This window comes from Enterococcus sp. DIV0210g, assembly GCF_050559705.1.
GTDB lineage: Bacteria > Bacillota > Bacilli > Lactobacillales > Enterococcaceae > Enterococcus_B > Enterococcus_B faecalis_A.
Genome location: NZ_CP187903.1, coordinates 658,201 through 685,000 on the forward strand (window position 1 = coordinate 658,201; position 26,800 = coordinate 685,000).

At 38.3% G+C, this 26,800-nt stretch carries 22 protein-coding genes and 1 rRNA gene (1 of these 23 cut by a window edge); 12 read left to right on the forward strand and 11 right to left on the reverse strand.

What is annotated here, in order from left to right; translation table 11 throughout:
* Positions 1-88 precede the first annotated feature (88 nt).
* The 3 genes from IGI64_RS03250 to IGI64_RS03260 form a co-directional block, all read right to left on the reverse strand.
* Positions 89-1,354, reverse strand: a complete 1,266-nt coding sequence (locus tag IGI64_RS03250) for a GHKL domain-containing protein (RefSeq protein WP_429939469.1) — start codon at positions 1,352-1,354, stop codon at positions 89-91.
* Between the two features lie 24 nt (positions 1,355-1,378).
* Positions 1,379-2,131, reverse strand: a complete 753-nt coding sequence (locus IGI64_RS03255; RefSeq protein ID WP_429939470.1) for a LytTR family transcriptional regulator DNA-binding domain-containing protein — start codon at positions 2,129-2,131, stop codon at positions 1,379-1,381.
* A gap of 757 nt (positions 2,132-2,888) precedes the next feature.
* A protein-coding gene (locus tag IGI64_RS03260) for an IS3 family transposase (RefSeq protein ID WP_430596444.1) occupies positions 2,889-4,030 on the reverse strand; the annotation gives its coding sequence in 2 pieces (ribosomal slippage) (positions 2,889-3,802 and positions 3,802-4,030; 1,143 coding nt in all).
* Between the two features lie 408 nt (positions 4,031-4,438).
* On the opposite strand from IGI64_RS03260, the gene IGI64_RS03265 reads away from it, so the two are divergent.
* The 6 genes from IGI64_RS03265 to IGI64_RS03290 all read left to right on the forward strand — a co-directional run bounded on the left by IGI64_RS03265 (position 4,439) and on the right by IGI64_RS03290 (position 10,151).
* A complete protein-coding gene (locus IGI64_RS03265; RefSeq protein ID WP_429939471.1) occupies positions 4,439-5,800 on the forward strand; it encodes a hypothetical protein in 1,362 nt (453 codons plus the stop codon).
* Between the two features lie 295 nt (positions 5,801-6,095).
* The gene (locus tag IGI64_RS03270; RefSeq protein ID WP_016625736.1) at positions 6,096-6,500 is read left to right on the forward strand and encodes an Ohr family peroxiredoxin; all 405 of its coding nucleotides are present in this window, start codon (positions 6,096-6,098) and stop codon (positions 6,498-6,500) included.
* A 162-nt stretch (positions 6,501-6,662) separates the two neighbouring features.
* Entirely contained in the window at positions 6,663-8,045 is a 1,383-nt protein-coding gene (locus IGI64_RS03275; protein WP_429939472.1) for a bifunctional metallophosphatase/5'-nucleotidase, read from the forward strand.
* A 37-nt stretch (positions 8,046-8,082) separates the two neighbouring features.
* A complete protein-coding gene (locus IGI64_RS03280) occupies positions 8,083-8,742 on the forward strand; it encodes a YutD family protein (protein WP_429939473.1) in 660 nt (219 codons plus the stop codon).
* Between the two features lie 4 nt (positions 8,743-8,746).
* The gene (locus IGI64_RS03285) at positions 8,747-9,511 is read left to right on the forward strand and encodes a TIGR01457 family HAD-type hydrolase (RefSeq protein ID WP_016625733.1); all 765 of its coding nucleotides are present in this window, start codon (positions 8,747-8,749) and stop codon (positions 9,509-9,511) included.
* A gap of 1 nt (position 9,512) precedes the next feature.
* Positions 9,513-10,151 (forward strand): TIGR01906 family membrane protein, encoded by a 639-nt coding sequence (locus IGI64_RS03290; RefSeq protein WP_429939474.1) that lies wholly within the window; start codon positions 9,513-9,515, stop codon positions 10,149-10,151.
* Positions 10,152-10,605: 454 nt separating this feature from the next.
* Here IGI64_RS03290 and IGI64_RS03295 read toward each other — a convergent pair whose 3' ends face one another.
* Both IGI64_RS03295 and IGI64_RS03300 read right to left on the reverse strand, forming a co-directional pair.
* Entirely contained in the window at positions 10,606-11,115 is a 510-nt protein-coding gene (locus tag IGI64_RS03295; RefSeq protein WP_034860819.1) for a phosphatidylglycerophosphatase A family protein, read from the reverse strand.
* Between the two features lie 35 nt (positions 11,116-11,150).
* Complete coding sequence (locus IGI64_RS03300; RefSeq protein WP_016625730.1) at positions 11,151-12,143, reverse strand: NAD(P)/FAD-dependent oxidoreductase; 993 nt, start codon at positions 12,141-12,143, stop codon at positions 11,151-11,153.
* 169 nt (positions 12,144-12,312) lie between these two features.
* On the opposite strand from IGI64_RS03300, the gene IGI64_RS03305 reads away from it, so the two are divergent.
* A complete protein-coding gene (locus IGI64_RS03305) occupies positions 12,313-12,897 on the forward strand; it encodes a peptidylprolyl isomerase (RefSeq protein WP_016625729.1) in 585 nt (194 codons plus the stop codon).
* A gap of 73 nt (positions 12,898-12,970) precedes the next feature.
* On the opposite strand, the gene IGI64_RS03310 is transcribed toward IGI64_RS03305, so the two are convergent.
* Positions 12,971-14,140 (reverse strand): MalY/PatB family protein, encoded by a 1,170-nt coding sequence (locus IGI64_RS03310; RefSeq protein WP_429939476.1) that lies wholly within the window; start codon positions 14,138-14,140, stop codon positions 12,971-12,973.
* An 88-nt stretch (positions 14,141-14,228) separates the two neighbouring features.
* Here IGI64_RS03310 and IGI64_RS03315 point away from each other — a divergent pair, with 88 nt between their 5' ends.
* Positions 14,229-14,603: a CvfD/Ygs/GSP13 family RNA-binding post-transcriptional regulator gene (locus IGI64_RS03315; RefSeq protein WP_034860817.1), complete on the forward strand. Its 375-nt coding sequence runs from the start codon at positions 14,229-14,231 to the stop codon at positions 14,601-14,603.
* A gap of 80 nt (positions 14,604-14,683) precedes the next feature.
* Positions 14,684-15,046 (forward strand): hypothetical protein, encoded by a 363-nt coding sequence (locus IGI64_RS03320; protein WP_034860815.1) that lies wholly within the window; start codon positions 14,684-14,686, stop codon positions 15,044-15,046.
* 147 nt (positions 15,047-15,193) lie between these two features.
* On the opposite strand, the gene IGI64_RS03325 is transcribed toward IGI64_RS03320, so the two are convergent.
* From IGI64_RS03325 to IGI64_RS03345, 5 genes are read right to left on the reverse strand one after another with little or no spacing between them, the layout of a single operon-like run.
* Positions 15,194-16,939, reverse strand: coding sequence for a glycoside hydrolase family 35 protein (locus IGI64_RS03325; protein WP_429939477.1), 1,746 nt, complete (start codon positions 16,937-16,939; stop codon positions 15,194-15,196).
* Entirely contained in the window at positions 16,926-19,148 is a 2,223-nt protein-coding gene (locus IGI64_RS03330) for an alpha-galactosidase (protein WP_429939478.1), read from the reverse strand. The genes IGI64_RS03325 and IGI64_RS03330 overlap by 14 nt, the downstream gene beginning before the upstream one ends.
* A 14-nt stretch (positions 19,149-19,162) precedes the next feature.
* A complete protein-coding gene (locus IGI64_RS03335; RefSeq protein ID WP_429939479.1) occupies positions 19,163-19,984 on the reverse strand; it encodes a carbohydrate ABC transporter permease in 822 nt (273 codons plus the stop codon).
* Positions 19,981-20,850 carry a carbohydrate ABC transporter permease gene (locus IGI64_RS03340; protein WP_429939480.1) on the reverse strand — a complete coding sequence of 290 codons (870 nt, stop codon included), beginning with the start codon at positions 20,848-20,850 and terminating at the stop codon, positions 19,981-19,983. Before IGI64_RS03340 ends, IGI64_RS03335 begins: the two co-directional genes overlap by 4 nt.
* Positions 20,851-20,892: 42 nt before the next feature.
* On the reverse strand, positions 20,893-22,179 hold the full coding sequence (locus tag IGI64_RS03345; protein ID WP_429939481.1) for an ABC transporter substrate-binding protein: 1,287 nt from the start codon (positions 22,177-22,179) through the stop codon (positions 20,893-20,895).
* 182 nt (positions 22,180-22,361) lie between these two features.
* On the opposite strand from IGI64_RS03345, the gene IGI64_RS03350 reads away from it, so the two are divergent.
* The 3 genes from IGI64_RS03350 to IGI64_RS03360 form a co-directional block, all read left to right on the forward strand.
* Positions 22,362-23,873 carry a response regulator transcription factor gene (locus IGI64_RS03350; protein ID WP_429939482.1) on the forward strand — a complete coding sequence of 504 codons (1,512 nt, stop codon included), beginning with the start codon at positions 22,362-22,364 and terminating at the stop codon, positions 23,871-23,873.
* Positions 23,870-25,570 (forward strand): sensor histidine kinase, encoded by a 1,701-nt coding sequence (locus IGI64_RS03355; RefSeq protein WP_429939483.1) that lies wholly within the window; start codon positions 23,870-23,872, stop codon positions 25,568-25,570. The genes IGI64_RS03350 and IGI64_RS03355 overlap by 4 nt, the downstream gene beginning before the upstream one ends.
* 510 nt (positions 25,571-26,080) lie before the next feature.
* Positions 26,081-26,800, forward strand: a 16S ribosomal RNA gene (locus tag IGI64_RS03360) (it continues 840 nt past the right edge of the window).

A 26,800-nucleotide genomic window follows, 5' to 3' on the forward strand; every position in this document is an offset into this window, starting at 1 on the left:
GCGCTTGAACGTTTCAAAAAAGTTGGACAAGGATTCTAGAAACTCATCAGTGTTTTCTAGGATCTTTGCCCAACTTTTTATACATTTACTAATGGAGGATATCGATTGTTACAATGAATTCGTATTCTTGAGTATTTACTTCAAAATTATAGAAGAGATTTTTATACTGATCAGCAATTTTCACAAAATTAGCTAATCCTATTCCTTGATGCCCGTCTTTAGTTGAACGGCTCCTCTGAAATAAGTGTTCAATAGGAGAGGTGGGGATTGACGCTATTTTGTTTTTACAAATAATTTGTATATGTTTTCTACTTTCATTTGTAATAGATAAACTTATACTCGTTTTTTCTTTTTCACTTGCTTCCATTGCATTATTTATGATTATAAACATAAGCCGTATGAGATCGAATATCTCTATATTTCCAAAAGTTACTTTTTCAGGGATACTTAATTTGAGATCAATATTTTTTTCTTCTGCTTCAATTTGCAGGTTATTGATCATGCTGCGTAACGGTATATCGTTAATGTTCAATAATTGATTGTTATCGATTGCTTTAAAGGAATACTGACTGATATCATCCAAAATATTTTTCATTTCCAAAAACTTTTTTTCCTCGACATAGGTATATAAGCTGAATAAAATAGCTTTGAAGTCATGTCTGAATCCATCTAGTTCTTGATAGTAATTTTCTCTATCTATATTTAGCTGAAAATCAGACTTGACCTTGTTCATATAGCCTTCTAAATTAATAATATAAATAATTGAAGCAAATGATAACATAAAAAAGATAAATATCTGAGAAATAACAAGAAAATAAGATGTAAAATGTCTATCAAGGAAAAAATTTACTGCAGTAACTACAACTGAAAGCAAGATAGTGTAGATAGACAAAAACCAAAGATGTCCCTTTTTTTTAGTATCTAAATATTTCAATATATAATATTTTTTATCGGCAAACGTTAAAAAAATAAGTAAAAAAGAATATAAAAAAATCTCTAATACAGATGATTCTAATATGTTCAATTCTACTTTTAAATAGTTCATTAAATCATCTCTCAAAAATAAACTAGCACTAATAAGGACAACACAAACTAAACTTAACAGCCAAGCTCTGCCTATACTATGATAGATTTTATAAAAACAATAGAAAATATTTAATATAACAAGCATGAATATAATACTAAATGGCACTTTAGCTATTAGAATTACTATACATAAGAAGAAATGAGGAAATAGCCATTTGATTTTATTAATATTTTTTAATGGTATCGGTTTTAATAACCAAAAATAGAAAATTGCTATATTTATAAAAATCAACATACCAAAAAAAAAGCTATTCGTATTTGTAGCCATTACTGTTCTCCTTTACACCTATGTCTAATTATTCTTCTCCATAAAGTCCAATAATTTTTTTAATAATTTTCTGCCTAAGTACAGGCTATCTAGATTTTCAAATAAAATAGTACATTCCTTTTTATTTATATTTTTTATATTTACTGTATTGATGATGTACGATTTTAACCCCATAAAAATCAAGTCATTATTGATATTTTTTCTGAAAAATGAAAAACTTTTATTTACAAAAGAAGTACCATAGCTATAATAAACATTTACCGCATAACGATTTCCCTTAATTGTTTCTATATAATTCAGTTCATTTAAATCAATGAATTCTACCTCTTCTCTCATAGGAATAACGATTTTTTCTCCTAAAAGATCCTCTTTTTTTATCTGCTTTTCTACCTTGTTTAAAATAGATTGCAGTTGACTCTCTAACGTATCAGTCCCTTGAAACTGTTTACTCAAATAAGCAAATGGACGAATTGTCCGATTGATGATTTCTACGCCATGTCTCATATCACTACTGATAAAAACAATAAAACAATTTTTGCTTACAAAACGAATTTTTTCAGCAATATCTATCCCCGTATGTAGACAATTTAAGTCAATATCAATTAAAAATATATCCTCTTTTTTTATGTCCAATGAATCAGCATGTTTATAAAAATCTAGGATGTCTTCATTTTCAATTACAATGATATTGTATTTTTTTGCCACATCTAACTGAGCCAGCTTTAACGTAAGGTAGTTTCTATGTCGATAATTATCTTCCAATATATAGATATTCAAAATTTCCTCCTCCATATCTAATTAACCTTTTTCTAGTATTTGATTTTAAGATACCACTTTTATTGAAGAAAATAACAGTTATGTCACAAAATGGCTTTTTAGCATCATGAAAGACAGATGTTTCGTTGGAAACTCATTTCATAACATAAAAATAGTTGAAAAAAATATATAAGATAATACGTACGAAAAGAGGAACATAGAAAGGAAGAATAGAAAAAAAATCATTAGCAATCAATCATATGAGAGAGGAGGCAACTGTTTTATGTGTGGAATTAAACATTTATAAAAACAAAAAATTTCTCTCCAAATAAAATTCTATGAGAGAAATTTTCTGTATATTGATTTGGTTTTTTAGTTTTTCCTTCTTACTAACTGATTTATAGCCATTTATTTTGTAAGACCTTGATTAAACCCCCATTTAACCTAAGTACTATTGTTACTTAAACTTACATATCTTGGTCTATAAATCAATCCAAAATCCAGCCTCCTTTTTGTGTTAGCCTTTTACACCAAGAAAAAGTAACAGTGTTGTTTAGTTTTTCCTCTTGTTAAAAGGTACATAGTCTTGTGATGAATAGTTTGGATTTGAGTCAAGACCTCGGACACGATTTGCGAGAGTTTTTTTCGAGATTCCGGCGGGCGAGTATCTCATCGTTTCGACCAGCCGTCAAACCAAAACCGTTTGACCGCTGATCGAAGCGATGAAGTTGAAGCCCTGTGGAAATCTCGCAAAAAAAATGTAGGTGGCAGCTAGGAACTATGCCTGCAATGCCAACTCCTCCATCTGATTTGGTGTTAAATAATTAATACTGCTATGGATTCGCTTGCGATTGTAAAATCCTTCAATGTATTGAAATAACGCTAAATGAGCGGCTTCAAAGTTTTCATACGCTTTTGATGGATAGACTTCTTCTTTTTTGAGTGATGCGTGAAATGATTCGATACCGGCATTATCGTAGGGACAGCCCTTACGACTGAAGGAGTGCCGGATGTTTAATTCTTTCAGCTTTACCTCGTAGGCTTCGCTGGTGTACTGAGAACCCAAATCTGAGTGGATGACTAGGTTCTCGGAGGGTATGTGGTTTAAGAGCGCATGGTCAAGGGTTTCGATGACCAATTCTTTGGTCATCTGCTTGCCAAACTTCCAACCGATGATTTTCTTTGTGTGGAGGTCTTGGATAGTGGAGAGGTAGGTCCAGCCATCTTTTAGGGTATGAATATAGGTGATATCTGTCACCCATTTTTGATTGATCGACGTAGTGGTGAAATCTTGGTTTAACAGGTTTTTGCGTCCTTCACTTTTAACTTTCGCTTGCTTGCCAGGCTTGTATTTTTTGAGGGTGATTGAACGTAAGCCCAACTTTCTCATCAGTTTTTGTACTCGCTTTAGGGACAAGGTTTCGCCGCGGCCAACAAGAATCTTATGAATTTTGGGCGCACCATAGATACCCTTGTTTTCAAAGTAAATCCCCGAAATCAAGCGGCTTAGGCGTTCGTTTTCTGATTGGCGTTTGGAAGGCTTCTTTTTCTTCCAGTCATAGTAGCTGGATTTTGGTGTTTCCAAAACGGTACACATCTGTTTTACGTCATGATCATTTGCATTTGATTGAATAAATTCGAAGACATCACTCGTTTTTACTTTTGAGCGAATATGGTTAAAGCCTTTTTTAGGATGGTGTTTTCCTCCTGCATGCGGGCCATTTCCTTTTTCATTGCTAGGATTTCTGCCTCAGTCATGCCGGTTGCTTCATTCTTTGTATGAAGCTTCTTCCAGCGATAAATCGTTTGTGTAGCGATACCATATTGCTCTGCCAGTTCCTCGACCGATTGGCCAGACTGGTTTAAATCTAAAATCATCTTCTTAAAGTCTTCATCAAATTTTTTCTTGGCTTTTGCCATCTTGGACACGTCCTTTTCTTAGTAGTTAAATTCTACCAAATCGTGTCCATGAAATCATCTTAACATCAGTTTTCTTTCATACGCTACTATTTTAATATACATATCAGTTATTATAATCGCTTTTATGCTGTTAAATTAACGTTTCAGTACATCTGATAATGAAAGTTGAATACACAGAAATAAATGCTCGTACTAAAATTTTTTGCACCCTAATCAATTGTCTTAATTATGACCTACGTACGCCTTGTCTGCCTTTTTGTGCACAATCTTCGGCTATCTCTCATATGTGTTTTTTTGCATGCTATAATAAACAAAAATAACAGTAATGTACTATAAATGATTGAATGATGACTTTGTAAAAAGAGAATTTTTTATACGCATTCATTAGATGTAAAATGGAGGAAAGTAATGACTGATTCATTAGAGACACGACTAGCAATCCTAGAAACCAAATTAAAGAATCTAGAAAAAAATATGTCATCTAGAGGGATTTATGTTGACGATTTTATTGAGTATGCAAAAGAAAAGAAACTCATTCACCCTATCGTTTCAGGAATCAAATTAGCGGTTAAAGAAGCCAAAGAAAAGAAAATCAATAATATTTATTTCGCATCATCGCAATATATTCTTGAAGAAACATTGATTGTTCAAGGAGGAATTTCATTCATTGCATGTAATCCATACAGCGTCAGATTCACACCAAAACCTTGGAAATTTTACGACGACGGCTCTCTCAAAGAACAAGGCTTTTTTGGCAGTTCATTGATTAGAATTACTCGCGGAACTCAGCATAACAAAGGATTGACCATTGACGGTTTTATGATCGTGATGAAAGGATATGGTGAAGCACAGCCTGTTCCTGTGGATGGTATCGTGCTAGAAGATATTTATGACCAATGTATCATTAAAAATCTAGAGGTACGTCATGTTTCAGCAAGCAGCAAAGGAGTTGTTTTTCAGCGTTCAGAAAAAGATAACACTTTACCAATCGATCCGCGACCGGCTGTTTTGCAGACTATTATTTTAGAAAATGTATTCGCAACACGCGCACAGAGAGTAAAAAAAAGGATTGGATCGGGAGTACAGGATGATCAAGAACTACGTACAAAAATAACAGATTATTTAATTTCTAATAAAGAAAAAATACAGTCGATTTTAGATAAAAGCGATCCAATAATATTACCCAATAGAGAAGAAAGCTTCGAATTAATGTATCAAAGAACACTGAACACTTTAGCGCCTAGAGAAGAAAATAATGGCTTATTTTATTTTGAAAGAGTGCAAGAAACTACTTTGATTGGTTGCAAAGCATTTGCAAGTTCTAGCCCAGAAAACCCAACTCAGGAATATAACTATAATGATCCAACTAAGCCATTAAATCTATATTATGGCAGAAGCTTTGAATTCGTTGATTGCAGAGGTATCACTATGGTTGGCTGTTCAAGTGTTGCAGGTGATGAAGGGATAGCATGGCGGGCCAAAACTCGCGGTGCATTTGGTTTAACAATTGTAGGACACACAGATGAGCGGGTAACAAAAAGTTTAGTCACAGCAGCCGAACCTATAAATGATAACAAATATCAAGGGATAAATCGTTTAACTGTTTTACCAATAAGGGTAGAAAGTTCTATGAGTGAGTTCCATATAAATAACGTTACCAATAGTTTGATTTGCAATATGACGCAAACGATTAAACTAACCGACAGTTCTAGAAATCAAATTATGAGTACTATTCCTGATATGGGAAATAATCATATCGTACAGTTTTAACAACCTAGATTAGAAGATATTTTGCTGTACTTAAAGAGATTCGATTGAAAGCTCACTCCAAAATGGAACAAGTATGTCACAACGATTTAACATCAAAAAATTTTTTTATTTATACTTTAATCAAAAGAATCCTCTATTTTTATGCGTATTTTTTGTTTTATAAAGCAATGCGCGGTAAACTGAAAAATGAAGACGAACAGCTGGAAAAGACAAAAATAATTGGTCAAAGACAGCGGTTTTCTTTATTCAAAAACAGACAAAATGTTTAAATAAAGATCAAAAAGGAGCGAGTGTAATGAAAAAAATGTATTCAACAAAAATGATCAATACAGGTGGACGTTCAGGAGAAGTCCACAGTCCAGACCACTCTTTATCTTTAAATATCAAAGCACCCGGTACAAGAAGTGAAGGGGCAACAAACCCAGAACAATTATTTGCTGCGGGATATGCTTCCTGCTTTAACAGTGCATTAGAATTGATCATGGAGAAAAAAGGAATCAAAGCTGCTTCAACGATCAGCGCAACGGTTTCTCTTTATTCGGAAGGTGAAGCAGATTTTAAACTTGGCGTAGAATTAGAAGGGAAAATCGACGGCCTTTCCCAAGAAGAAACACAAGAATTGTTAGAAGAAGCACATCATGTTTGTCCATATTCTAAAGCAACAGCAGGCAATATCGATGTTGTATTGACAGCAGAATAACTCTGTATTGCCAAATATAGCAATCAAAGAAGGCGCAGTGAAAACTGTCCTTCTTTTTTTGTTTAAACAAATGATAAGTACTGGTATTCAGGCAAGCGCCTAGTTTTCCCAACTTTTTATGGGTATGTTATGATAAATGCAATGATGAAAAGAGGCGTTAATATGGAAAAAATCGTTTTGTTACATACCAATGATCTGCATTCGCATTTTGAGAATTGGCCTAAGATCCGCCGATTCCTTCGTGAACAAAAAGAACAGCATGAAAAAAACGGCGACACTGTTATAACAGTTGATCTCGGTGATTTTTCTGATCGCTGGCATCCATTGACGGAAGCAACAAATGGGCAAGCAAATGTCTTATTGATGAATGAGATCGGCTACGACGCAGCGACAATCGGCAACAATGAAGGCGTCGGAAACTCAAAAGAAGAATTGAACCATTTATATGATCATGCAGAATTTGATGTGATTCTTGGTAATCTTTTTGACAAAAAAACACTTCTTCCGCCAGAATGGACGATTCCGTATAAAATCATAGAAACTGCTCAAAAAACAAAAGTCGCTTTGATTGCTTTCACTGCACCTTTTCCGCTGACGTATAGTCCAAACGGCTGGGATATTCGAAATCCTTTCGATATCTTGCCCGAGATGATCGAAATGTTAAAAAAAGAAGCCGATGTGATTGTTTTGATGAGTCATTTAGGCATCCAAGATGATTTTCTGATTGCTCAAGAACTTCCGGCTATCGATGTTATTCTTGGGTCGCATACGCACCATTTATTTGAGACAGGCAAAAAAATAAATCAAGTTCAACTGTCTGCTGCAGGAAAATATGGCCAGTATGTCGGTGAAGTTTTTTTGACACTTAATGAAAAGAAACAGATTTTGCAAACTTCAGCAAAAGCCGTTGCGACACAAACACTGCCAGCTATTCCTGAAGATGAAAATGAGATCCAAGGCTATTTGGATGAAGGGCATCGCCTTTTAAAAGAGAAAAAAGTGGCAAACTTGCCTTTCAGTTTAACAACTGAAGTTTTCGGTGAACATCCTTTCATTCTTGAAGCACTTGAAGCGCTCAAACGGAGAGGAGAAACAGATGCAGCGATTTTGAACAGCGGTCTGTTCTTGACTGATTTACCAGAAGGCATCATAACCCAAGATGATCTCCATACGGCATTGCCGCACCCGATGCATTTATTGAGAGTCACCTTGTCAGGAGAGAATTTGATTCGTTTGATTTTGGAAATGGAAAAAAATCGTAACTTTTTGCGTAACTTTCCTATGAATGGGATGGGATTTCGCGGTAAGATTTTTGGTCAGATCGTTTATAGCGGGATCACCTATGATAGTGTCAATCATCAAATTTTATGGCAAAACCGCCCAGTCGAAAAAGATCGTTCCTACACGTTCACGACCGTTGATCATTTCATGTTTATTCCCTTTTTCCCAACGATCGAGATTGCAGGAGAGAATGAATTTTTATTCCCGGAATTTATCCGAAGTGTGGTAGGCGATTACTTAAATGCTCACTACCCAATCAAATAAAAACAAGGTATAATGAAACAGAATAGGTGGTGAAAGCGTGTCTAGTAAACCAAAAAATGAGCGAGTACACGATCTTAAACAATCAGAATCAGAAGAAACAAATCAAGTAACGGATGAATTGACTGCCGTTTTAGAAGAAATCGTCGAAGAACCAAAGCCGGAAAAAGTAAAAGGCGAACGGGTCACACCTTTAGATGAGCATACGTTTTTAGTGGGTGAGCGCCAATATCGGCTGGTAAGAGATCATCGAGAAGGATTCGACCTTGAAAAATTAGGTGAACGCTATAGCGAAGTGTTAGCGCGTTATGATTATATCGTCGGCGATTGGGGCTATGAACAGCTTCGTTTAAAAGGATTTTTCCGTGCAGATAACAGAAGAGCACATCCAGAACAGCGTATCGACTCGCTGGAGGATTATCTATATGAATACTGTAATTTCGGCTGCGCTTATTTTGTGATCGAACGTATCGGCGGAAAGAAAGAGAAAAACAACGCACGCCGTAAACGCAAGAAAACAGCGAATACCGCAAATTCAGCACCTGCATATATCGAAGAGAAGAAAGCACCAGCAAATCGAAAAAAAGCAGTAATCAAAAAGCGGAAACCTGACCAAGAAAAAACAGAGAAGCAGCCAAAAACTGCTTCAACGAAAGAAAAAAACAAAGCAAGTTTTACAATAAGGAAAAGAGAAGAGTAAATAGATGAAATATAAAGGTTATTTAATTGATTTGGATGGAACGATTTATCGCGGTACCGAAGTCATCCCTGCTGGTAAAAAATTTGTAGAAGAACTTCAGGCAAAACAACTGCCATTTTTATTTTTGACGAACAATACGACAAAAAGTCCAGAAACCGTTGCGGCTCGGCTAGCAAATGAATTTGACATCCATGTTTCGCCAGAAGTGATCTATACAGCAACACTTGCGACGATTGATTTTATGCTTGCAGATGGAAAAGGGAAAAAAGTCTTTATCATTGGAGAAGCAGGATTGATCGACCTTGTTTTGGCTGCAGGATTTGAATGGGAAGAAAAGGAACCGGATTATGTGATCGTTGGATTAGACAATAATGTGACGTATGAAAAATTTGTTACCGCAACATTAGCGATCCAAAAAGGCGCAACATTTATCGGAACGAACCCAGACAAAAACATACCGACAGAACGCGGATTGCTTCCTGGTGCCGGATCTGTCATCTCATTTGTAGAAACAGCGACACAAACACCGCCTATTTTTATTGGCAAGCCAGAATCTATCATTATGGATAAAGCAGTGGATGTTCTTGGCTTTGAAAAAGAAGATGTCATTATGGTAGGGGACAATTACGAGACCGATATCCAAGCAGGTATCCAAAACGGGATCGATACATTGCTCGTATTGACCGGGTTTACGAAGAAAGCGGAAGTCTCTTCTTTGCCGACTGCTCCGACCTATGTATTAGACACATTAGACGAGTGGGATATTTAAGATGAAGACAAACAAGAAATGGGTGGAATATGGCGGGATCATCTGCTTATTTTTGACAATCATTAGTTTGTCTATTGGTATTGCAATCAATTTTCGCCCTTTGTATGTTTTTGATATCCAGCATTTGAACATTTTAGATTATACGATTTTAGGGAAAGAACAGCTTTTGGAAAACTATGACAAGCTGCTGATGTATTTGAACAATCCGTTCCAGCAGACGTTATCTTTGCCTGATTTTCCGATGTCGGCTAGCGGATTGCATCATTTCCATGAAGTCAAGCTGCTGTTTTTGTTCAACTATGCTGTTTTTCTGGTTACGGTTGTTCCAAGTATCTTGTTTTTGCGCCAATCAAAAAAAGAAAAACGATTCTGGCGGCTGATCCGACCATTTCAAATCGGGATGGCAGTGCCAGTATTCATCGGATTTTTTATGTTGATCGGCTTTGATCGTTTTTTCATTGTTTTTCATGAGTTATTGTTCAATAATGATGACTGGTTATTTAATCCAGCTACTGATCCAATTATCAATGTGCTGCCGGAACAATTTTTTGTGCATAGTTTTGTCCTGTTTTTCATTGTATTAGAGCTTTTGTTTGCCCTCGTGATTTTTGCAGGGAAAAGGGAACTGAAAAAAGGATAGATAAAAAAGATAGAAAAAAGGATGCAAGCAAAAACGTTGCTTGCATCCTTTTTATCCTTATTTCTTGAAGCAGAACATCGTTTTCACAACCTCTATTAAACGGTGTTCAGGAACCAACTCCTTCGGCATTAACTCAAAATCCGCTAAAACATGGAAAGCTGTTTTAGCGGATTCTTCTTTAATGCTCGGAGCTGGACGGTTCTTTCACGACCTCTATTAAACGGTGTTCAAACGATTGCTTCTTCGGAAATAAGTCCAAAAAGACAAAAATGTGAAAAGCCATTTCTGTCTTTTTATCCTTATTTCTTGAAGCAGAACATCGTTTTCACGACCTCTATTAAACGGTGTTCACAAAGCTGACTTTCGGTATTAACTCAAAAATCCGCAAAACATGAAAAGCTGTTTCACGGATTTCTTCTTTAATACTCAAGTCACAGCGCTTTGTTCACAACCTCTATTGTGTCAAACGACTTCTTTTTTCCGGTTCGGCATGCGCTAGACGGCTTGCCGCAGCTGCTGCGATTGCACCGACGATATCATCCAAGAAAGTGTGGACTTTTGGACCTTCGTGGCTATTCAATTCTTCTAAGATACCAGGTTTTACTTTATCGATATAACCATAGTTGGTGAAACCGATCGATCCGTAAACATTTACGATAGATAACGCCAAGATTTCATCGATTCCGTACAAGCCTTCATCTTCTTCAATGATATTTTGCAGAGGAGCCATCAACTTGTGCTCTTCGGCTAAGATGTCTAGCTGGATCCCAGTGATGATCGTGTTATGGACTTCACGTTTTGTCAAAACGCTGTCGACACTGGACATGCAATCTTCAAGTGTAAGATCAGAAATATAATTTTTCTGCAAAAACATGACAAGCTCCGCAATATCTTGAACGCCGACACCGCGTTCTTTTAATAAATCGCGCGCTTTTTCTTCTAAAGTCGTTGATTTGATTACCATATTCATCCTCCTGTAGATCCGTTTTTTTCATCTTATCATTGAATCGTTTTATTGAACAGGCTTGTGCTGTGTGCAGGTTGTGTCCGTTCTTTTGGATTGATGAAATGAAGGGCATTATTTACAGCAGTCGGAGCTTCACCAAATCCTGTAGCGATCAATTTGACTTTTCCATCATAGCTGCAAATATCTCCCGCAGCATATACGCCAGGCATGGATGTAGACATATCCGAACGAACAGCAATAGCATTGCGGCTGCTTTCTAATCCCCATGAAGAAAGTTGACCTAAATTGGAAGTAAACCCATAATTGACGATCAAATGATCCACAGAAAGGGAAACTGTTTCATCTGTTTTTACTTTCTTCAATTGGATACCAGATAACCAGTTGTTTTCTTCCATCAATTCATCAATGATATAAGGAGTCATGATAGAGACGGAAGATTCCTGTAATCTTTCGACACTATGTTCATGCCCTCTGAAATTGTCGCGGCGATGGACTAAATAAACTTCACTGGCAATGGGTTCCAGCATCAGCGCCCAGTCAATGGCAGAATCGCCGCCGCCTGCAATCGCAACTTTTTTCCCTGCATATTTCATCAAATCGTTGACGTAGTAATCCAAACCTTTTGTCTCAAAAGATTCAGCATTTTCCAACCCTAATTTTCTTGGTTGAAATGAACCATTACCTAAAGCAAGGATCACGGCCTTGGAATAGTGGATACCTTTGTTCGTTGTGATCTCAATAATGTCTTCATCACGTACGATAGAAAGGACCTCTTCTTCAAGGTGGAATGTATGATTAAAAGTAGTCAGCTGTTTTTCTAAATTGCCGACTAATTCATTGGCTTTGACTGCAGGATAGCCCGGAATATCGTAAATATATTTTTCTGGATACAGAGTCGCCAATTGACCGCCTAACTGGGGCAGACTATCGATAATATTGGTTTTCGCTTTGCGCATCCCAGCGTAAAAAGCAGCAAACATCCCAACTGGACCGGCTCCGATGATCGTAATATCATAAATTTCCATTAAAAATTCCTCCTGTCTCGTTTACTATAGCAGAAATCAAAAAAGAATTCTTGTACTGCGAATGCTTTATAAAAAATATTAACAAGTCGCATTCTCCAAGAATCAATCATGGTAATTTTGGTTATCTTTGGTTATTATAAGAAGGAATCAAAAATTAGGAGGAACACTTATGTCATTTCCACAATTAAATCTAGAAAACGAAAAAGGCCCTAAAGCGCTGATCAAAACGAATCGCGGAGATATCAATATCCAATTATTTCCTGAACTAGCACCAAAAACAGTTCAAAATTTCGTTGAATTAGCAAAAAAAGGTTACTATGACGGCATCATTTTCCACCGTGTCATTCCAGATTTCATGATCCAAGGCGGCGATCCAACTGGTACAGGTATGGGCGGAGAAAGTATCTACGGAGAATCTTTCGAAGATGAATTCAGCCGTGAACTATTCAATTTACGCGGCGCTTTGTCTATGGCAAACTCTGGTCCAAATTCGAACGGCAGCCAATTTTTCATCGTCAACAATGAAAATGTTCCTGCAAACATGCTTGGCCAATTAGAAGGTGCTGGCTTCCCAGCAGAAATCATCGAAGCTTACAAAGGCGGAGGAACACCATGGTTAGACTTCCGTCATACAGTTTTTGGTCATGTAATAGACGGAATGGACGTTGTGGATGAAATTGCTAACGTTCAACGCGGACCACAAGATCGTCCCGTTCATGACGTTGTAATCGAAACAATCGAAATCTCAGAATAAATATTAAGTAAAATGCTTAAAAAAAGACCGCAAAACACATGTTTTGCGGTCTTTGTCATACATAATGGAAAAATCATTCCGTGCATGCTTTCTTGATACGTTGTAATCCATCCAGCAAGGTTTCTTTCGTGCAGGCCACATTCAAACGCATATGAAGATGTCCAGCAGGTCCAAACGCGATTCCAGGGTTCAAAACGACTTTTCCTTTTTGGATCAGATTGTCTTGTAAAACTTGATCGGATGCTGCATAGCCGGAAAAGTCCAGCCAAACCAAGTATGTTCCTTCTGGCTTCATAAATCTCACTTGAGGAAGATGTTCTGCAAAATAGTTTTCTGCTAACAAAATGTTTTCTTCTAAATAACTGCGTAATTCTTTTAGCCATTCTTCACCGTGTGCATAGGCTGCTTGTGTACCGGCAAGTCCAAACGAATTTACTTCTTGGTGCTGATTGATCATTTGCTGTTTTTTAAATGCTTCCCGCAAGTCTGGATCTTTGATCAAAGCCATAGAGCTTTTGATTCCTGCTAAGTTGAATGTTTTTGTTGCGGAAGTAAAAGCAATCGTAAATGTCGAAAATGCAGGATCAAGTGTATATATAGAAGTAAAGTGATTATCGAAAAGCACCAAATCTTGATGGATCTCATCTGATAACAGCAGTACCTCATTTTTTTTACACAATTCAGCGAGGGTTTGAAGCTCGTCTTTTGACCAAACGCGGCCGCCAGGATTATGAGGATTGCATAGGATTATCATTTTGACTTGGTTTTCTTTGATTTTTGTTTCCATATCTTGAAGGTCCATAACGAAATGACCCTCTTTTTCAAGTAATGGACTTCGAACAATTTTGCGCTGATTTGATTCAACGATCGATGTAAACGGCGGATAGACAGGATCGTGGATCAGGATACTGTCGCCGACTTCTGTAAATGCTTGGACAGCTGTTGCTAAGCTGGGCAAGACACCGCTGGAAAACAAGATTTGTTCTTTTTCCAGCGAAACTTGGTGCTGTTTTTTTTCCCAATCGATCACAGACTGATACAGGTCATCTGACGGAATCGGATAGCCGAAGATCCCGTGATCAATCATCTGCTGAAAAGCATCTCTGACGGGCTTAGGCGCTTGGAAGTCCATATCCGCCACCCACAATGGTAAAAGATCTTCTGCATGGTATGTTTCTGCGATAGAATCCCATTTGACACAGCTAGTGTGCTTTCTGGAAATCTCTTGGTCAAAATCAGTCATATAAGCTGCCTCCTGTTTAATTCATTTTCAAAACTTCTTTTTTCAACACATTTACAGTATAATGAATTATGCGAAGAGAGGGAAGCAGATGAATTATAGAATTGGCGAAATCATTAATGGCAAGATAACCGGCATTCAGCCTTATGGTGCATTTGTTTCATTGGATGATGAAACACAAGGCTTGATCCATGTTTCTGAAGTACAATCTGGTTATACTAAAAATATCCATGCTATCTTGACGATTGGACAACCCGTGACCGTTCAAATCATCGATATTGACGAATACACAAAGAAAATCAGTTTATCGCTAAGAACATTGGAAAAAAATGCACCAACGATCCCGCATCGGAGAAAACGATACTACACGAATAAAAACAAGAAAATCGGATTCCGAACAATCGAGGAACAATTACCAAAATGGATCAAAGAAGCATTAACAGAATTGGAAGCTCGAGAAAAATAAGAATTAAGAAGTGTATTTTTTCAGAAAATATGCTAAAATTTCTTTGAAAGCAATAGAACAAGTTGATCGAGGTGGAAATTTTGGCAAACAAAAGAGTCGCTGGTACTATTATGCTGCATTTGGAGGATGGAACAAAACGTTTTTTGGTTCATGCAATCGATGATACGGTGGAGTTTGCAGTAGCAAACATTTCGGAAGGAAAAACAGGTTTGGCAAATATACTGAATTTCTTAAAAGATATAGTACATATCGATGTAAGTACGATCAATTTGATGGAATTGACAAATACCCACATTGATCATGAAAATGTTCCGTTATTTGTTTTTGAAGCAACGCAGCAAAACCAGAAAAATGAACTTGCTGAAGGCTATCATTGGGAAGAGCCAGAACAAATGCGTGTTGTCTTAGGAACATATGAGATTGAAGGCGTACCACTTTTTTAAGATTCTTTGGAAATAGAAGATCGTTGGGATTTGAAGATTTTTATGTTGCTGGATAATAAAACAGAACAAATAAGAGCAGCTGGGAAAAACAGTCGATACTGTTTTTCTCCGGCTGCTCTTTTTTTGAATGAGATTGATTCCTTCTATCTAATAACTTGGCTGATCGGTCAAGGTAATCGTTTCTTGGATTTTTCCTTCTGACTCGAAAATAAGCAGGTCATTTTCACCTTTGTTCAACCAAGGACCTGGGACATACAATCGTTTTTGAGGACCAATCTCCCAAAAACGTCCTAAATGATGACCGTTGATGACAGCAAAGCCTTTGCCCCACCCGGTAAAATCGACAAATGTATCACCGATTTCTTCTGCTTGGAAACTGAAACGATAGAAACCAGGTGTATGTTCTTGCCAAGGAAGAGCAAAGTCCAGCTTTTCCAGATTATCCATTGGAAGACCATACATCGTCCAGCTGCTTTGAAACGCAGAATTGAAAAATACACCTTCAGTGATTCCTTTTTTCTGCTGATTGATTTCAGCGGAAAAGTTGACCCGGCCCATATTTTCAACCAAGATGCCTAATTCATTTTGCTGTTCTGTCAATTCAAAACTTTTCTTTTCTCCTAGTTCTAAATCTGTTTGAGTGAAAAGATGGGCTTGGTTGAGATAGACTTGCGCACGGTCTTTGCAGCCCAGCAAGCGGAAGTCTTCGATTTTTCTGGGAGCACCGATAGAACTAGTATAGTAAACATAACCGGTTCCTTGATCCAATTCTTCCATCGACAGCGGATAATTGTTCGCTCTTTTTTTGCCGATAGTTTCCAGATTTGCAAATAAACTTGTTTTTTGTTGGAGCGGTAATGTTCCATAGGCGATTTTTTTGATAGCTGTTGAGAAGGTAACATCAGGGATTTCGCGATGTTTGGCAATCACTTCTTTAAATTTGTGGTATTTCGGCGTCAAATCTCCCCACTCAGACAAAGGAGCATCATAATCATAGCTGGTCACATCAGCAGTTAATTTTCCATAGTAGTTAGCGCCATTATTGAAGCCGAAATTCGTCCCGCAGTGGAACATATAAAAGTTGACCGAACCTTCTGCTAAAATATCCGCTAATTCTTGCCCAACTTCTTCGCTGCTACGTGTATGATGTGCTTCATCGCCCCAAGCATCGAACCACCCGATCCAAAATTCCATGACCATCAATGGTTTTTTTTCTTTATGGAAACTTTTCAGACGTTTAAAATGTTTTTTGATTTCTGATCCGCAATTGATGGTTGGCAAAGCAATATCAGGGATCGAACCATTTTCCAGCATATCGCTCCACGGTCCATCAGAAGTGACTAAAGGAACATCGACACCGTGATTTTCCATCATTTGCGCTAATTTTCGCATATAATCCAGATCGTTTGCGTATCCGCCGTATTCATTTTCAATCTGCATCAAAAGGATCGGACCACCGTGAGTAAACTGCAAATCAACGACTTGTTTAAATAAAGCAGAGAAAAAGGCTTCGGTTTTATTCAAGAAAACTGGCTCGTCAAAACGAAGCTTGATTTTCGGCTCCTTCAAAAGCCAATAAGGAAGGCCGCCGAATTCCCATTCTGCACAAATATAAGGAGAAGGACGCAAAATCACATAAAGACCCAATTTTTCAGCAGTCTGGATAAAACGTCTTACATCTAATCCATCTTCAAAATGGAATTCTCCTTCTTGCGGCTCGTGTGCATTCCAAGGGACATAGGTCTCAACTGTATTACAGCCCATTGCTTTTAGCTTTTCCAAACGATCTTGCCAATATTCCGGTACTACACGAAAATAATGGATGGCACCGGAAATGATTTTAAATGGTTTGCCATCTAGATAAAACTCATCTTTGATCTCAAATTTTGTCATTGTGCTCCTCCTTTGAATCAATTGCTTTGAAATGATAACGTTCCGAGATGAAATCTCCTATTTGTTTCGGTGTGACATAAAAACCGATGCGCATCAATTCATCACCCCAAAAGTATTTGTCCGGTTCCTGTACCAGTTGATAACATTGATTGGGGTCTAATCCTGTTGGTTTTATTGTGACGAAAGGACTCGATGCTTCTTCTAAAAGTTGGAAATAGAAAACAAGCGCTTCTTTTTTATCAAGAGATGTTACTTGCCAAGCAGCATGATTGCCTTGGTAAGGATCTAACAAACGAGAAAAAGTACCAAACTGTAAAAGCTGACGATATTTTTTATAGAAAGAAACCTGTTCCTGGATTTCCTGTTTTTCTTCGATTGAAAGCTGTGTAAGATCCAATTCGTACCCGAAGACGCCAGCCATGGATACATTTCCTCGCGTAGATAAAGAAGTTTGACGACCGGTTTGATGATTGGGAATGCCAGAAACATGCGCGCCCATCGTCGAAAGCGGGTAAGCAAAACTTGTACTGTATTGGATTTTCATTCGTGCTGCGGCATCGGTATTATCGCTTGTCCACGTCTGAGGCATATAATAAAGCATTCCGGCATCAAAACGCCCGCCGCCGCCAGAACAGCTTTCAAAAAGTATCGTCGGGTATTTCTTTGTCAATTGTTCTAAAAGTTCATATAATCCTAACACGTAACGATGGGCAATCTCTCCTTGCTGATTGGGTGGAAAAGCAGCGGAGTAAACATCTGTCAGATTCCGATTCATGTCCCATTTTACATAGTCGATCGACGCTTCATCAAAAAGAGCAGACAATTGCAGATACAAATAATCACGAACTTCTTTTCGCGAAAGATCAAGAACGTATTGACTTCGACTAGGGGATTTTTCACGTCCAGGTACTTGTAAGACCCAGTCAGGATGCTTTTGATAAAGCAGACTGTTTTCAGAAATCATTTCTGGTTCGACCCAGATGCCGAATTTTAAGCCTAAATCATGGATTTTTTGCGAAAGCGGGGCTAAGCCATTAGGGAATTTTTCCAGATTTGGGCTCCAATCACCTAAAGAAGTACAATCATCGTTTCGCTGACCATACCACCCGTCATCTAAAACAAATAATTCGATCCCAAGCTGTTGGGCTTCTTTCGCAAGAAAGAAGATTTTTGCTTCATCAAAATCAAAATAAGTCGCTTCCCAATTATTGATCAAAATCGGCCGTTCTTTCTTTTTATAAAAACCCCGGATCAGATGCTGTTCAAAAAAAGCGTGATACGTATGCGAAAGACGATTCAATCCCTCGTCGCTGAAAGCAAGTACAGCTTCTGGTGTTTGAAAAGTTTGCTGCGGTTCAAGCCGCCAGCAAAAACGATGGGGATGAATGCCCATCACGACACGTGTCTGCTGGAAAGCATCACGTTGAACTGTGGTACAGTGGTTCCCGCTATAAACAAGACAAAAGCCGAAAGCTGCACCTTGGGATTCGGTCGTTTCTTTTTTTGCCAAAACAGCAAACGGATTTTGCTGATGACTGCTGCTTCCGCGTTTACTATCAAGTATCTTTGTTCCAGGGGAAAGTTTTTCCCGGATCAGATTGCGTTCTTGCGCCCATGTGCCGTTTAGATGGAGCAAGTCAAATTCCTGCGCTGGAAAATCCAATGCGCAACTAGCTAGTTGACGGATGTTCACTGTTTCGGTACTTTTGTTGATCACGGCTACTGAACGTGAAAGAACATCGTTATCTGCAAAAATCGTATAAGAAAGAATCAATTGTAGAGCAGCTGTTTCATCCCACAGAACAAGTTTCAATGTTTCTGCTTCTTTTTCATCTGTTGCATAAGAGGCAGGCAAGCCCGCTAAAGCCGGTTTACCAGAAAAAATCTCGTGGGATTGGTAGCTAAAATCAGTTATTTGACTACCATCTTGAAATTCAAACTGACAAGCAGGTTCTCTAAAATCACCATTGCCAAATGAAGGATACTCCTGCAGCAGAGTGTCCAACGAAAAGAGCCGATCTGATGAACCTGGGAGATTAGGGGAAAATGAACGATCGATTCGTGGATAACGGTAGTTTCCCGAATAGTTTTTCACCGCTTTGCCAAAATAAAGATGTGCTGGAAAACCGCCTGTTTCGATTTGGAACAAATAACTGATCGAGCCATTCGATAAATGAAAGACGTTTTGTTGCTGGTCAAATGTAATCATAAGTTCCTCGCTTTTTATTTTATTGAACCAATCATGCCTTGGACAAATTGTTTCTGTAATAAGAAGAAAAGCAATGCACTTGGCAAGGTTGCTAATACGATCCCGCACATCATCATGCCGTAGTCTGGGGTATAAGAAGCCCCCATTGCAGACAAAATCAACGGAATCGTTCGCTTATCTGGCGATTGCAATGCCACGAGCGGCCAAAGATAATTGTTCCAGCTGCTCATAAACGTGATGATTGCTGCTGCTGCGTAGGTGTTTTTAGCAGTAGGCATGTAGACGCGGAAAAAAATACTCAATTCACTCAAACCGTCGATTCGGGCAGCTTCTACTAGCTCTTTGGGGAAAGACTTGATATTTTGACGGAAAAAGAAAATCAGAAATGCTGTACAAATATTCGGTAAAATCACGATCCAAATACTATTGATCCCAAGAAATGTACCATTCAAGCGGCTAAACATTCGATAAAGGGGAATCATCAATGCAGCAAAAGGCACCATCATCGATAACAGCAAGATGGAAAATATCCGTTCTTTTGCCTTGGAACGATAAATCTCAAATCCGTAGCCAGCCATAGAAGAAAATATCAGAGCCAAAAAGGTCGTGATACCGGCAATCAGCGAAGAATTACCTAACGCTTGCCAAAAGTTCAAATCAGAAGCAAAGAGATTTTGAAAATTGATCAGCAGCTGATTGCCAATCATCAATTTTCCAGCTGTGATATCAACTGGCGTATTCGTCATGCCTAAGATCATCCAAACAAAAGGGAAGATAGATAGGACCGACAAAATCGACAGCAGCAGATATTTTCCGGTAAGGGAGAGAGTTTTCATGCTTCTTTACCTCCTAATTTGAGTTGTAAGATAGAAATCAGCACGATCGCAACAACGATAATGAATGAAACAGCTGCGGCATACCCAAAGTTAGGTGTAAATCGATAGCTCAGATTATAGATATACTGAGAAAGTGTCGTTGTTGCATTTGCCGGACCACCTCCTGTAATGTTTTGGACTTCATCAAAGAGCTGTAATGTACCGATTGTTGAAGTAATCGTCGTAAATAGAATAATCGGTTTCAAGTTTGGTAAAGTAATCTGAAAGAACTGCTGCCATTTTGATGCGCCGTCAATTTCTGCTGCCTCATAAATACTTGGATCGATATTCTGCATACCGGAGATAAAAAACACCATGTTATAACCTGTCCAGCGCCATGTGATCGCAAAGATGATCAAGACTCTTGCCCAAAATGGATTTGTCAGCCAATGGATAGGTGTATCAATAAGTTGGCTATTCATCAAAAGATTATTTACAAACCCGTTTGTCCCAAACAAACTTTTGATGATCAATGAATAAGAGACAAGAGAGGTGATACAAGGTAAAAACAACGCTGTTCGAAACAAGCCTTTGAACTTCAGTTTTTTATCGTTCAAGATGTTGGATAAAATCAACGCTAAAAAAATCATGATTGGTACTTGGACAAGCAAATATAGAAAAGTATTGGAAAAAGCTCTTCGAAACGTAGAATCGCTTAGCATACGACTGTAATTTCCTAACCCATTAAAAGTCATTGCAGTCGGCGGACCTGACTGAAACGAGGTGAAGAGAGCGAAGAACATTGGGATAAAAACAAACAACGTAATAAAACTAATGGGTAAAAGAATGAAAAGATTTCCGCTGAAGCGCCAAGCTTTCTTTTTCACAAAAGACCTCCTTTAGAAGTTGTTTTTTTGAAAGAATCGACGTTAGTTGGCGATTTGTGCTTCTACCTGTGTTTGTGCAGCAGCTAAAAGTTCGTCAATATCGCCGCCATTGATGATTGCTTGAAGTGTTTCGGTCATCACTGATTCAATGGCATACGTATGATTGCCGTAATTGACTGCTGGAACTTCGCTGGACCAGCGGGCAAAGTTTTCAAAAACTGGTTCATCACCATAAAATTCACTGCCTTCTGCATAAACATCTGTCTCTAAAGCAGCATTCATTGTCGAAACCAAACCGATTTCTTCAGCTAAGTGAGCCATCAATTCTTTGCTGGAAGCAAATGTAGCGCCTAAAAAGTCGATCGCATTTTCTTTTCCTGTGACATCCTCTAAAACATACCAGCCAGAACCTCCGATACTCGAAGCATGAATCGATTCATTGTTGTCGTCAAGAACAGGAATTGGAGCGATACGCCATTTACCAGATTGATCTTCTGCACCTTGAATCGTGCTGGAATACCAAGCGCCAGTTGGTGAAGTTGCGACACTTCCAGATTGGACTGCGTTGACGCCGCTGTCCCAATCAGAGATTTGTTCAACGATACCAGCATTGAAGAAGTCAGCAATTAAAGATAACGAAGAACGCAGCGCTGGATTGTTTTCGATCGTGACAGTTGTTCCATCTGCTGCTGTATACCAAGAACCAGCTGATTGCATCATGATTCTTGCTAAACCTAAATCACTCGGATCTAAGGCTAAGAAGGCATGACCCGTTTTTTCTTTCACTGTTTTAGCAATGTCTAAGTATTCTTTCCAAGTGATATTTTCTAAATCAGCTGCTTGATAACCAGCACCCTCTAAGTAATCCAATCGGTAAAATAACCCAGCAACACCGCTGTCAAAAGGGACGCCGTAAATCGTATCATCGATTTTATTAACGGCAAATTTATAACTGGAAAAATCATCTTCACTGACTATGGAAGACAAGTCTGCAAAAGCGCCAGGATAGGAAGTGAGGTACCCTTGGATACGATAATCTTCCACTAGTACGATATTTGGCAACCCGTCTGTATTTCCGGAAGCTAAACTTGTATTCAGTCTTTGGACGATATCATCTTGTGACATTGCAACGATCTCAATCTCTACCTCCTCGTTTTGATAATAATCAGCTGCTTCATGCATAGCGCGGATATTGAACGCTTCATCCCAAGCCCAGACAATGATATGCTCCTCATTTTGTGCATTTTCCTGAGTAGTGTTTCCAGTTCCGCAACCTGCCAATAATCCTGCTGCTAATAAAGAGAAGAGGGGGAATAAAAATTTTTTCATTTGAAAGCTCCTTTCGCTTGATAAGTTAACTAAAACATCAATTGAAAGCGCGTACAATATTTTGGAGGCAACCTCCGAAATATGTCCTGAAACCCAAAATATTTCCAGTTTTCAAAACTTGGATTGATTTCTAAAAGAGGGAAAAGATATACTTAAATCATTCAAGATAGGAGGGGAAGAAAATGGAACCGCCCATCACACTGTTATTGATAGATGACGAAGAAGCGATTCGTCATGGTATAAAAAATTTGCTGGATTGGGAAAAAGAAGGATTTGAAATCATTGGGGAGGCGGCAAATGGACAAGAAGGATTAGAAAAAATCATCCAGATGAGACCAGAAATCGTCATTACCGATTTAGTTATGCCAAAATTAAACGGCATAGAATTGGCTGAAATCATCCAAAGGCAATTTACCCAGACACATTTTTTAGTATTGAGCAGCTATGATGATTTTTCGTATGTGTCTAAAGTATTTAAATCTGGGGCTGTTGACTATTTGCTGAAACCGACACTTACGCCTGAAAATCTCTTAGAAGTGTTGAGGAAAATCGCCAACCAATTTACACGAAAAAAAGATGCCCATTTTGAGCATCATCGTTTATCGAATCGTTTCAATCGCTATCTTTCCGGAGGCCAAAACCAAGATACGGAGATTTTTGAGTATTTTTTCGAATTGCCGAATTTCTGTTTTCTTTATACAAATATGAAATGGTATCGAGAATCTCATCTGCTATTGGAACGTCTGGAAAGTTGTATTTCCAATAACGATAAAATGAAAACGCTGTCTTTTAAGCTGGAAGATGGAAATCTAGGTTTGCTGATCAATTTCAGTGATACAGAGGAAGAACTCAAAGCTATGTTGAAGCAATCCTTAAAAAGTATGAGAAGTGTTGATCCACAAGCATTCTTTGTTCTAAGCCGAATATTCTCGAAGATCGGCACGGCAAAAGAAGTATATGAAGAGGTGAGAAAACAAAGCGAAGAACAGCCTTTTTTCTTCAAAACGCAATTTATTGTTTCTATAGAAGAGCTTTTTGTTTTTGGGAATACAAAAAAGATCAAAGCGCCAAAGTTAGTACATACAGTTTCTAGAACAGACTATATACCGCTATTAGAAGAAATCCAGTGTTATTTTGATGAACTGGTTTTGACCATTGCTGCACCAAGTCTCTTGAAGCAGCAAGCCAGCAGTGTTTTTTATACTTTTTTCTCTCTCTTGGAAGAAACAGCGTGTCAAGAAAACTACAATCAAAGAAAACGGAATTTTTTGCACGAAATCACCCGAGCCAAACATCTTGAAGAATTTTCGGTAATACTTCTATCTGAAATCAAGCAAATGAAACAGCTGCTTGGTGAGGACAGTTCTTTTGAAAATGAATTTGTCCAAAAGTTACAAGCTTATATCTTTGCCAATTATCAAAAAGAATTGACACTCTCCCATCTTTCCGAAGTCTTTCACTTTAATTATACGTATTTGTCCACCTTGTTCACTGAAAAATTTATGATGAATTTTACGGAATACTTGAAGTTTGTCCGTTTAGAAAAAGCAGAAAAATTGTTGAGGGAATCTGACCTTTCGCTGGAAAAAATCAGCTTCAGTGTAGGATATATGGATGTAGGTTATTTTTCTCGGATTTTCAAAAGAGAATATGGATTGCCCCCATTACGTTATCGAAAGAGGCTGAAAAAATGAATAGTCTGAGATGGTTCAAGAAAAATCAGCTGTTCTGTCTGCTTGTTGGGCTTGTAGTAAGTTCGATCGTAATTACTGCTTGGGCTACTGCCTATTTAGTTGTCGGCCGCTCGCAAGAAACACATCTACAAGCTAACCGTCAAGCCAATCAAATCCTGTTGGAAAAAATCCAGCAAGAATATGAACAGCTGAACACAGCGATCAATCGAGTGTTCGAAGTGGTGGAAACCAGTCAGGCAGCCAAAAAATATCTGCAAAATCCGTTGAGTAATGGACAAACAATCATCGAAATGAAAAAACAGCTGAATACAACACGTGCTGCTTTTGAATCTGTTCCGTCAAATCTCATCCTTCTCGGAAAAAACGGCAACAGTTTTTTCCAAAATGATGCGGTGCGCAGTTCAGCTGTTGAAAAATTCTGGGAAAGTGAAATGTTCGATAAAGTAAATCGAACATTAGCGAAAACACAATTTTTCTATCGTAAAGAAGGGCTGACTACTGCAACAAAAGAAACCCCTGGATTATTGTTTGTCCGAAAACTTTTAGAAGGCGAAGATATCTATGGTTATGCGTTAGTTTTTATCAGCGAATCAGATTTTCGTGCTATTTATCAAGAATTACTAGATACTACGCTGCATACGATTTATATCCTTGATGAAGACCAGCAAATCATTTCTTCGCAAAATCAAGAGAAGCTGGGAGAAAAAATCGATAGAGCTGAGATCGAAAGAGACGGCTATCGAATCAATAAAAGGAATTTGTATTCTTATAATTTTGTTTTATATGATATTTTCAACGAAGAACAATTTATGTTAAATATGCGGATCGTTGAACCAACACTGCTTATTCTTAGTATCATTACTCTTTTTGTAGCCGGAACTTCTTTTTTGATTATCCGCAAGATGACGCAACCCATCTATCAGCTGATTGCTGCATTACCTGCTATAAAGCATGGTGATTTTACTAAGCAAGTAAAGGTCCAAGGAACAACAGAAGTAAGAGAATTGAGTCGTGCCTATAATCAGATGCTGAAAGACTTGACCGTTCATATAGAAAAAATCTACCAAAGCGAATCAGAAAAACGTCTGGCAGAAATCCAAGCATTGCAAATGCAGATCCAGCCGCACTTTGTCTACAATACATTGACAACGATCAAATTCCTGATTTGGCAATGTAAAAATAAAGAAGCAAGTGAAGCATTAGAACATTTTATCCAGCTTCTGCGTTATACACTCAGCCGCAAAGAAGAAAAAGTATATCTGAGAGAAGAACTAGAGATCATCAGAGAATATGTGGAAATACTCCAGCTTCGTTATGGGCGATCGATCCAATTAGAAATCGAAGCAACACAAGAAAGCAAAGAATCATATGTGCCCAAAATGCTCTTGCAGCCCTTAATAGAAAACATTTACCTCCATGCTTTTCCGGAAGGGCAAGCAGGTTATGCCCAAATCTTTGCAAGAAGCAATGAATCACAGTTGATTATTGAAATCATCGACAATGGAGTTGGTTTTGATATGAGAGGAATGGGGAAAATAGAAAAAGCGAATCATTATACAGGGATTGGTTTGCAGAATATAAAAGAGCGTTTGAAACTTTTATATGAAGAGGAATCCTGTTTTCTCATCCAAACAGAAAAAGACAAGGGAACAGTCATAACAATAATGCTGCCGAAAATAAAGAAAAAAGAGAACTAAAGAGATAGTCCGAATCAACAGAATCGATAAAAAGATAAAATTAGTGCTTGTGTTCGTCAACGATTAATGATACATTATTACTCGTTGGCGATTTAGATTGTCGATTTAAAAAAAGTTTTAAAAAAGTTGTTGACGAGTTGTTCTTAACATGATAGAATAACGAAGTCGCTTAAATGAGAAGTTGGTTTTTCGTTGATACATCAATAAAAAACTTGAAAAAACTTCTTGACAAATAACAACTGATAAGTTATTATGAATAAGTTGCTAAAAGCACTTCGCGAAACAAGCGAAAAAACTTTTTGAAAAAAATGTTGACATCGACTCCGGTGTTTGCTAAGATATAAAAGTTGCTACGGCAATTCAAGTAGACCTTTGAAAACTGAACAAAGTAAGACGAACCAAATGTGTAGGGCGTTCTTGATTCGATCAAGAACAACAAACATTTTTAAAAGCAAGCAATATGCTAGCAAACAATTTTTGAGCTTAACAATCGAAAGATTGTTTCGAACTTTTTATGAGAGTTTGATCCTGGCTCAGGACGAACGCTGGCGGCGTGCCTAATACATGCAAGTCGTACGCTTTTTCTTTCACCGAAGCTTGCTTCACCGAAAGAAAAAGAGTGGCGAACGGGTGAGTAACACGTGGGTAACCTGCCCATCAGAAGGGGATAACACTTGGAAACAGGTGCTAATACCGTATAACAATCAGAAACGCATGTTTCCGATTTGAAAGGCGCTTTCGGGTGTCGCTGATGGATGGACCCGCGGTGCATTAGCTAGTTGGTGAGGTAACGGCTCACCAAGGCAACGATGCATAGCCGACCTGAGAGGGTGATCGGCCACACTGGGACTGAGACACGGCCCAGACTCCTACGGGAGGCAGCAGTAGGGAATCTTCGGCAATGGACGAAAGTCTGACCGAGCAACGCCGCGTGAGTGAAGAAGGTTTTCGGATCGTAAAACTCTGTTGTTAGAGAAGAACAAGGATGAGAGTAACTGTTCATCCCTTGACGGTATCTAACCAGAAAGCCACGGCTAACTACGTGCCAGCAGCCGCGGTAATACGTAGGTGGCAAGCGTTGTCCGGATTTATTGGGCGTAAAGCGAGCGCAGGCGGTTTCTTAAGTCTGATGTGAAAGCCCCCGGCTCAACCGGGGAGGGTCATTGGAAACTGGGAGACTTGAGTGCAGAAGAGGAGAGTGGAATTCCATGTGTAGCGGTGAAATGCGTA

Coding starts and splice junctions, on each gene's coding strand:
- IGI64_RS03350 (WP_429939482.1), top strand. CDS start 22,362: ATGGAACCGCCCATCACACTGTTATTGATAGATGACGAAGAAGCGATT.
- IGI64_RS03285 (WP_016625733.1), top strand. CDS start 8,747: ATGAAATATAAAGGTTATTTAATTGATTTGGATGGAACGATTTATCGC.
- IGI64_RS03335 (WP_429939479.1), bottom strand. CDS start 19,984: ATGAAAACTCTCTCCCTTACCGGAAAATATCTGCTGCTGTCGATTTTG.
- IGI64_RS03310 (WP_429939476.1), bottom strand. CDS start 14,140: ATGACTGATTTTGACCAAGAGATTTCCAGAAAGCACACTAGCTGTGTC.
- IGI64_RS03295 (WP_034860819.1), bottom strand. CDS start 11,115: ATGGTAATCAAATCAACGACTTTAGAAGAAAAAGCGCGCGATTTATTA.
- IGI64_RS03265 (WP_429939471.1), top strand. CDS start 4,439: ATGACTGATTCATTAGAGACACGACTAGCAATCCTAGAAACCAAATTA.
- IGI64_RS03300 (WP_016625730.1), bottom strand. CDS start 12,143: ATGGAAATTTATGATATTACGATCATCGGAGCCGGTCCAGTTGGGATG.
- IGI64_RS03305 (WP_016625729.1), top strand. CDS start 12,313: ATGTCATTTCCACAATTAAATCTAGAAAACGAAAAAGGCCCTAAAGCG.
- IGI64_RS03270 (WP_016625736.1), top strand. CDS start 6,096: ATGAAAAAAATGTATTCAACAAAAATGATCAATACAGGTGGACGTTCA.
- IGI64_RS03250 (WP_429939469.1), bottom strand. CDS start 1,354: ATGGCTACAAATACGAATAGCTTTTTTTTTGGTATGTTGATTTTTATA.
- IGI64_RS03315 (WP_034860817.1), top strand. CDS start 14,229: ATGAATTATAGAATTGGCGAAATCATTAATGGCAAGATAACCGGCATT.
- IGI64_RS03290 (WP_429939474.1), top strand. CDS start 9,513: ATGAAGACAAACAAGAAATGGGTGGAATATGGCGGGATCATCTGCTTA.
- IGI64_RS03325 (WP_429939477.1), bottom strand. CDS start 16,939: ATGACAAAATTTGAGATCAAAGATGAGTTTTATCTAGATGGCAAACCA.
- IGI64_RS03275 (WP_429939472.1), top strand. CDS start 6,663: ATGGAAAAAATCGTTTTGTTACATACCAATGATCTGCATTCGCATTTT.
- IGI64_RS03345 (WP_429939481.1), bottom strand. CDS start 22,179: ATGAAAAAATTTTTATTCCCCCTCTTCTCTTTATTAGCAGCAGGATTA.
- IGI64_RS03355 (WP_429939483.1), top strand. CDS start 23,870: ATGAATAGTCTGAGATGGTTCAAGAAAAATCAGCTGTTCTGTCTGCTT.
- IGI64_RS03330 (WP_429939478.1), bottom strand. CDS start 19,148: ATGATTACATTTGACCAGCAACAAAACGTCTTTCATTTATCGAATGGC.